At 66.9% G+C, this 1,111-nt stretch carries 2 protein-coding genes; one reads left to right on the top strand and one right to left on the bottom strand.

Going from position 1 to position 1,111, the window contains the following annotated elements; all coding sequences use genetic code 11:
- Positions 1-41: 41 nt before the first annotated feature.
- Positions 42-470: a tRNA adenosine deaminase-associated protein gene (locus tag ABT116_RS49250; RefSeq protein ID WP_351648148.1), complete on the bottom strand. Its 429-nt coding sequence runs from the start codon at positions 468-470 to the stop codon at positions 42-44.
- Positions 471-536: 66 nt separating this feature from the next.
- On the opposite strand from ABT116_RS49250, the gene ABT116_RS49245 reads away from it, so the two are divergent.
- Complete coding sequence (locus ABT116_RS49245; protein ID WP_351648145.1) at positions 537-1,031, top strand: prephenate dehydrogenase/arogenate dehydrogenase family protein; 495 nt, start codon at positions 537-539, stop codon at positions 1,029-1,031.
- The last annotated feature ends 80 nt before the right edge of the window (positions 1,032-1,111 follow it).

Raw genomic sequence — 1,111 nt, 5'->3', positions numbered from 1 at the left:
GCCCCCCACAAGTGAGGACAGAACCGTCTATTCCGCCTGCCTCACGCGACAGTTGCCGGCAGGCCCAGATCGGCCAGCACGGACAGATCGCCCTCTTCCCAGGGCTCGACATCGTCGAGGTCGTCCGGGTCGATGTCGGGGATCTCGATGTGCAAGGCGTCGAGGACGTCTGCGGCGATGTCGTAGTCGATGGCGGCGGTGGCGTCGGAAATCAGCAACTGCGTGCCCGACGGCGCCGGACGAAGCACGATGAAGAACTCGTCGTCGACGTCGAGAAGGCCGAACACGGCACCCGAACTTCGCAGCTCACGCAGCTGCGTTTCGGCGGCCGAGAGCGAGGTCAACGCGTCGGGCGTCAGTGCCTTGACCGTCCAACGCCCCTCTTCACGGACCACCGCGACACCGAAGCCTTCAAGCTCCTCCGACTGGTTCGAAGAGGCGCTCTTGTTACCCGCGCGCTGTGCACCCATGGCGCAACGGTAGTCCGCCTGGTGCCAGTGAGTGAAGTCCGAGCATCGATGTGCCAACCTGAACTCGTGTCTGCGATCGATTCCGCCCCACCAGTCTGCGTTCTCGGCCTCGGATTGATCGGCGGTTCGCTCCTTCGAGCGGCCGTCCGATCCGGCCGTCAGGCGTGGGGGTACAACCGCTCCAGCGAGTCCGCCGACGCGGCCCGAGCCGACGGTTTCGACGCCGACACCGACCTGGTTGCCACATTGCGCAGGGCGAACGAGAGCGGTGCCGTCATCGTGATCGCCGTGCCCATGCCGGCCGTCGACGCCACGTTGGAGGCCATCGCCGCGCACGCGCCGAACAACCCGATCACCGATGTCGTCAGCGTCAAGGGCGAGGTGAAGGCCGCCGTCGAACGGGCTGGTCTGAGCGCCAAGTTCGTGGGCGGTCATCCGATGACCGGGACGTCTGCTTCGGGTTGGGCGGTCGGGGATGCCGATCTGTTCGTCGACGCGGTGTGGGTAGTGGCCACCGACGACGGCGTCGACGCGCAGGTGTGGTCGCAGGTCGCCGCATAACCAAGGCCCGTCTCAGTCGGCTGGCGGGCACCGACCACTTGCCGGGACCTTCCGTTCGGCCGCGGCCCGATCGGTCGAGA

This window comes from Streptomyces sp. NPDC002130 (assembly GCF_040296465.1).
Taxonomy (GTDB): domain Bacteria; phylum Actinomycetota; class Actinomycetes; order Streptomycetales; family Streptomycetaceae; genus Streptomyces.
Note: the sequence above shows the minus strand (reverse complement) of the source record. Positions and strands in the feature narration are given on the sequence as shown.